General features: G+C 36.6%; 7 protein-coding genes and 2 tRNA genes. 3 read left to right on the top strand and 6 right to left on the bottom strand.

The features are described from left to right. Window positions 1-294: 294 nt before the first annotated feature. The 6 genes from ACTB1O_RS10995 to minD form a co-directional block, all read right to left on the bottom strand. Window positions 295-1,383: an SPFH domain-containing protein gene (locus ACTB1O_RS10995; protein WP_462995182.1), complete on the bottom strand. Its 1,089-nt coding sequence runs from the start codon at window positions 1,381-1,383 to the stop codon at window positions 295-297. Between the two features lie 2 nt (window positions 1,384-1,385). Next, window positions 1,386-1,841: an NfeD family protein gene (locus tag ACTB1O_RS10990; protein ID WP_462995181.1), complete on the bottom strand. Its 456-nt coding sequence runs from the start codon at window positions 1,839-1,841 to the stop codon at window positions 1,386-1,388. A gap of 67 nt (window positions 1,842-1,908) precedes the next feature. Continuing rightward, window positions 1,909-2,775 (bottom strand): damage-control phosphatase ARMT1 family protein, encoded by an 867-nt coding sequence (locus ACTB1O_RS10985; RefSeq protein WP_462995180.1) that lies wholly within the window; start codon window positions 2,773-2,775, stop codon window positions 1,909-1,911. Between the two features lie 204 nt (window positions 2,776-2,979). Further along, window positions 2,980-3,054, bottom strand: a tRNA-Pro gene (locus ACTB1O_RS10980). Window positions 3,055-3,126: 72 nt separating this feature from the next. Then, a complete protein-coding gene (locus tag ACTB1O_RS10975; RefSeq protein ID WP_462995179.1) occupies window positions 3,127-3,333 on the bottom strand; it encodes a hypothetical protein in 207 nt (68 codons plus the stop codon). 2 nt (window positions 3,334-3,335) lie between these two features. Continuing rightward, the gene (gene minD, locus ACTB1O_RS10970) at window positions 3,336-4,127 is read right to left on the bottom strand and encodes a cell division ATPase MinD (protein ID WP_462995178.1); all 792 of its coding nucleotides are present in this window, start codon (window positions 4,125-4,127) and stop codon (window positions 3,336-3,338) included. A gap of 311 nt (window positions 4,128-4,438) precedes the next feature. Between minD and ACTB1O_RS10965 the strand changes: the two genes are divergently transcribed. The 3 genes from ACTB1O_RS10965 to ACTB1O_RS10955 all read left to right on the top strand — a co-directional run bounded on the left by ACTB1O_RS10965 (window position 4,439) and on the right by ACTB1O_RS10955 (window position 5,709). After that, window positions 4,439-4,819 carry a roadblock/LC7 domain-containing protein gene (locus ACTB1O_RS10965; RefSeq protein ID WP_462995177.1) on the top strand — a complete coding sequence of 127 codons (381 nt, stop codon included), beginning with the start codon at window positions 4,439-4,441 and terminating at the stop codon, window positions 4,817-4,819. After that, complete coding sequence (locus ACTB1O_RS10960) at window positions 4,820-5,437, top strand: response regulator (RefSeq protein WP_462995176.1); 618 nt, start codon at window positions 4,820-4,822, stop codon at window positions 5,435-5,437. It begins immediately after the preceding gene. 198 nt (window positions 5,438-5,635) lie between these two features. After that, window positions 5,636-5,709, top strand: a tRNA-Lys gene (locus ACTB1O_RS10955). Window positions 5,710-5,813: the final 104 nt, after the last annotated feature.

Genomic DNA, 5,813 nt, shown 5'->3' with positions numbered 1-5,813 from the left:
TGGCGGGTATATAATGCAGGAGGGTGTGAAAAAGATTGTTGAAAAGAGAAAACTTTCAAAGGATTATGCCAATTATGTAGTCGCAGCAATAAGCTGGTTTATGATTATTGTTGTGGTATCAATTATTGCAGTTCCATATCTTTTAGCGATTTAAAAAAAGTCTATAATTTTTATCATTACTTTTTTTTGACCAAATGCAAAAATTACAATAAAAAACTGTAAGGAATATTCATAAATATTCTGTATAAATCAATTGCCTGATTTTTTAGTTTTTTTCCAAAAAAATTGTTTGGATTATTTGAGGATTTCCTTATTATCTGTATCTTCCGGCGGTAATGTCGGGTCAACCAGATTTTGCATATTCTTTTCAATATCCTTTAAAGCCTCCGATGCATCTGCAATGTCCTCTTCGGCAGGGGACTTTCCAAGAATTGACTCATCCAGGTCGAAATCTTTCCAGGTGGTGTCAGCAAGGTCTTCCTCTTCAGCGCCAAGGAATCTGGCGCTCTGTTTAATTAAGCTTGAGATCTCGAACGGGAAAATAATTTTTGTGGCCTGACCGTCAGCCATCTGCTTTAGAGCATTAAGTGACAATACAGTTATTGCTTTTTTATCAAGCGGTCTTGAACCAAGCGAAAGAATCCTTAAAGCCTGTGCCTCTCCCTGTGACTGAAGTATACTTGATTTTCTGTCTCCCTCTGCCCGTAATATTTTGCTCTGCCTGTCACCTTCTGCTTCAAGAATCATTGACTGTCTCTTTCCTTCTGCAGTAAGTATTGCAGAGCGTTTCTCTCCGTCTGCTCTTAATATTGCAGCACGTCTCTCTCTTTCTGCGGCGGTCTGTTCAGTCATTGCCTGTTTGACTGTACCGACCGGATCAACCTCTTTTATCTCGACACGCTCTACTTTAACACCCCACTGGTCTGTTTCGCGATCGAGTATGTCTCTTAATTTGTTGTTTATAAGTTCCCTGTTGTATAATACCTCATCAAGCTCCATATCGCCTATGATGCCTCTAAGGCTTGTCTGTGCAAGTGCAACAGTTGCCATGCGGTAGTTTGTAACCTCAAAATATGATTTTTCAGGATCAACAACTCTCACATATACTATTGCGTCAACATTAGTCGGGGAATTGTCTTTTGTTATTACTTCCTGTCGGGGAACGTCCATAACCTGTGTTCTTAGATCAAGTGTTTTAACTTCTGTAATAAATGGTATCACCCATCTGAAACCAGGATTTAAACGTCCGATGTACTGTCCCAGCCTTATCTGCAATGCCTGCTGATATGGCTGAATAATAACTACGCCTTTTGCAAAAATAAGAACAATTGCAAGAACAAGAATTACTGTTATTAATGTATTATCTAATCCTAAAAATGCCATTTTTAAATCTCCTCCACGACTACATGTACTCCCTGGGATGCAATAACGCGAACTTTTTTACCCATATCAATTGTTTCGCTTTGTGTTTTTGCACTCCATTCGACATTGTCAATTGAAACCTTTCCTGATATATTATCCGGTTCAATCGTCTTTGTAACGATGCCGTTTTTTCCTACAATGGAATCCATGCTCATAGTAAAAGGAATTCCACTGTCAGCAGTAATTCTGCTGTAAATCCATACTGTGGCACCGGCAGAAAAAAGCGCAGTTATAATTCCGATTATTATAATCCACGTGGAACTAAAAATCTCCGGAAATAACAATGAAATTGCGCCAATTATTATCAGTGTGGTGCCCGGGACTGCAATAAAGAAGCCTGGGTTGAATGCTTCAATTAAAAGAAGTATTACTCCTATTACTATCAGAATCCACCCAATGGCAATCACTTCCGCTACCATGTTTTAGATGATTGCTTTGATTTTATATAGATATATATGATTGAATAATTCTTTTAAAAACAGGAAATTATTGAATTAAATATGCTATCCTTGAACCTTTGGGTATTTTGATATTATCTGCAATCGGTTCACATTTAACCATCATCAGGTATGCAACAGGAGGCAATTGTGCTGTTTTTTTGTATTCGCTAAGTGATTCGTAGTTTGCCATACCCTTTGAAATTATTATTGTTGCTGAATCTATAGCTTCTTTTACCCTGAGGGGGATCATATTGAGATTTATTCCAACCTCTGAGATTCCATCAGTGCTTTCATAGACATTATCTGCAATTTTGTCAATGCCCAAAGATATGGCATCTTTTATTGTTGCATCGTTGATTATTGGTTTTGATTTTACTATAACTGTAACATGACTGTAATTTTCCTTTAAATATTTAATCAGTTTTCTGTCAAATACAATCTCTCCGCAGTTATCACAAAGGTATACAACTCTTTTGCAGAGTTTTTCAATTTCATATGTATCATCAACACTAAGCCCTTTTTTAAACTCATCAGAAAAAAAAGACACAAAATCAGTGGTGACTTTGTGCTCTTTTGAGCCGTAATCAAGGGTATTTGCAATAACTGAAGCAAGAACACAGTCCTTAAAGGTTGTCAGCTTATCTTCTACCTGGTTAAGTATTACTTCTGCTTCTTCGTTGGTTTTTTGTTTAATCTCATGGTAAGGATCATGACTGTCTACCATTTCGCAGGCAATACGATGAATTCTGCTTGAAATTTCAGGAGAGGGGGAATCTTTTGATATTGATTCTGAAAGCTCCTGATGACATATTTTTACTATTTCTGCAATCTTTTTTTCATCATTGCATACGAGACGGCATTCATATTCTATTCTTGTCAAAAGACATTCAAAGCATTTTTCTGTAATTTTCATTTATATCAGCTTTTTTTCATAATTGTGTTTGATCAAAATTTAATTCTATTTTAAGATAAGGCTCGAATCTTTCAATTTTTGTATTATATTTTTATTTAATTTGTAGATCATTTCTAATTTTTTCCGTATTATCCTAAAGTCTGCAAAAATATTCAGTTATCAAATTAAAAAATCACTCTTTTAAATATTAATCTAAATAAAAAATGGGGCCACCGCGATTCGAACGCGGGTCAGAAGACCCCCAGTCTCCTAGGATGGTCCAGGCTACCCTATGGCCCCCTGTAAAATTACCATAGCATATTTGACAATATCACTTATTTAATTTCCTTTTTTATAGTGGCAAATATGAAATCATATCTTCAGTTTTTTTATTTCCTGAACATTTTTTGTAAGTTCTTCAAGTTCACTACAGGTCACATTCATTGTACTGCTTATATCATCAACCTCACTCAAAAGCTGGTTTATCCTGCGTTGTAAAAGGTAGATCAGAAAGAGCAGAGAGATGATCACTGTCCCGAATAATACAATGATGTAAACTTCAGATCCAAGTTGAAACATGTTTATTTTTCCCTCCTGATGAGAGATCGTGCAAGACGATCCAAAAATTTTTCTTTCGACTTTGAAATTAATTGTGAGTTTTTAAACTCCACTCCGGCAATATCAGCAGCTATTCTTTTAATCTCAATTGAAGCGGGAGAGTCAGGATATTTGACAACAATGGGTGTTTTATATGCAGTCGCTCTTCTGACATTTGGATCATCGGGAATGAGGCCTATAACTTTCACTCCCAAAACCTCCTCAATCTTATGAACACTAACGTCTGTTTTTTCAAGTGTTGCACGGTTTAAAATTACACCTTTTACATGTCCGCCTATTAATTCAGTAAGAATTTTTGTTTTCAGGGCATCAACCATGGATGAAAGTTCAGGATTGACAACAAGAATTACTTCGTCAGCGATTGCAAGGGGAACCACCCCATCGCGACTTATCCCGGCCGGTGCATCAATTATTAAAATATCGCACTGATTTACTATCTCTTTCATCACGTCACGCAGATGTTCCGGGTCTGCGTTTTGAAATCCCTGCAATGAAATTCCGCTTGGAACTACCTTAACACCGCAGGGCCCCTCATAAATTGCTTCAGATACAGGTGCTTTTCCTGCAATGACTTCGTGGAGTGTAACAGGCACATTTTCAAGACCCAGAATAATTCCCAGATTGGCCATACCCATATCTGCATCCATAATATAGGTCTCCTTGCCGTATTTGGCAAGCATTGTGCCGAGGTTCACAGACAAAGTGGTCTTGCCGGTTCCTCCCTTTCCTGAAGCAATAGTATATGTAACAACCATATGTATCTCAATAAAACAAATTTGATTCTATTTCGTTATTCAAATTTCAAATTATATATATTATTCTAAAAAGGCTTCATTTTTAGATTCAACCTCTCTTTTTAATCACTTTTTTTGTTACGTATAAGATAAAATATTATATTGCCGGATGTATGGGATACAGTTTATAATTGTTTTTACCTCTCTGTCTGAGTGTTCATTTACAAACTCTTATAAATACTTTCATATTAAAATAACAATTAAGCTTTACAAAACTAATATGCAATGAAGAACAAAAAGAATACTAATTGCGTTTAGAGGTACTTGTGCAGATGGATAAAAATAACCCTTTGATGACTAAAGTTAATGGTTTTGTCTCCGAGATAATGGTAATGGAGGGAGTGTTGGCTTGTGCAATAGTTTCCAATGACGGTCATATTATTGGGAAATCCGATAGTAGTCAGACCCCTTCCCCGTTTCTTGGAATAACCGGTGCAACAATGTTCGCATCTGCAGAGGCTGCATGCAGTACATTTCATATAAGCGCTCCTGGCACAATTCTGATGGAAACTAGAAATAAAGATGGTATAATCCTTATAAAAAATGCCGGTTCTAAAAACCTTATCGCCACAATTATTACTAATACCGTCAATATATCAGAAATTAAGGAAAAAATCACCGTGATTTCTGACAAGTTAGCGGAGGAGTTATAAATGTACAATATTCTGGTTGTTGATGACAGCCCAATGATTGTGGACGTATTTGTAGCTATGCTTGAACGAGGAGGTTACGATCCTGTTGCCTGCTACAGCGGACCGGAATGTCTTGAAAAATTAAAGGAAATAACTCCTGATCTTATCCTTCTTGATATAATGATGGAGCCCATGGATGGGTGGGAAACTCTTGAAAATATAAAGTCAAATCCCCAAACAAAAGAGATTCCTGTAATGATGCTGACTGCAAAACAGCTCACTCCTGAAGAGGCACAGGAGTATGGAACCTATATTGAAGATTATGTGATGAAACCAACAACACATCGCCAGCTTTATGATGCAATTGAATATATTTTAAAGCGCAAACAGGACATTAATGAAGATATTAAGCAGGCAATTGGGGCCGGAATAGAAGAGCAGATTGTTGAGGAGTATGAAAGACTCAGCAAGAGTGTGGATGTTTCCAAACGCCTTTTTAAGATTCTTGAATCCACTTATAATCTGAATGATGATGAAGTTAATATGGGGGAGAATATTGCACTTGCAATTAAAAGTATGCAGATGAGTATTAAACTTCAGGAAGAACGCCTTGAACAGATAAAAAAATCCCTTAAATAATTATTCTGCTAACCAATACCTTTTTATTGTTATGAATAATTTTTATAAAATTTTTAAATTTCAAGTATAAACATTACGATTTTGATTTGCGCGAGGGTATGACAAAATTTCTTTTTCTAAAACCTCTAATTATTATGTAATAGTTATGTTTAAATGTTATGCCTGCATTGTAATAATGCTGAATAGATCTCAAGGAGAGGGCCTATAGCTCAGTTAGGCAGAGCGCCTGGCTTTTAACCAGGTGGTCGGGGGTTCAAATCCCCTTGGGCCCGCTTGCCACTAAATTCTGACCAAAATGTGGCGTATTTTGGTATTTTTTCGACGGTGATGCATCTGATTAAAATATTAACTTTAAACCGGGGCAAAAGATGAGCAC

The sequence above is a fragment of the Methanomicrobium sp. genome (genome assembly GCF_055145805.1).
Note: the sequence above shows the minus strand (reverse complement) of the source record. Positions and strands in the feature narration are given on the sequence as shown.